The sequence below is a fragment of the Streptosporangium heterodermiicola genome, from assembly GCF_051390675.1.
Lineage (GTDB): Bacteria > Actinomycetota > Actinomycetes > Streptosporangiales > Streptosporangiaceae > Streptosporangium.
On record NZ_JBPJSR010000139.1, the window covers coordinates 1 to 277 of the forward strand.

1 protein-coding gene is annotated in these 277 nt (G+C 73.3%); it reads left to right on the forward strand.

All coding sequences use genetic code 11. The features are described from left to right. Positions 1-28: 28 nt before the first annotated feature. On the forward strand, positions 29-277 hold a 249-nt coding region (locus ACSC1Q_RS43245; protein ID WP_436764553.1), incomplete at its 3' end, for a hypothetical protein.

Here is a 277-nt window from a genome sequence, read left to right on the forward strand (position 1 = left end):
TTACGGGCTGTGGGATGCCGACACCGGGTTGAGCGGTTGGTTGACCGAGGCCGACCGGGAGCGGATGCGCAGGCAGGGCCTGCCGGCACTCTCGGTGGACGAGGGACTGGCGTCGTTCGACGCGGGGCTGATCTCGGACGCGGCGACGCTGGTGCCGTTGCGGGTGGACGCGACGGCGCTGCGGACGCGCGGTGAGAGATTGCCGGCGCTGCTGCGCGGTCTGGTGCGTGGTCCGGTGCGGCGCGCGGTGCGGTCGGGCGGTTCGGCGCTGGTGCAA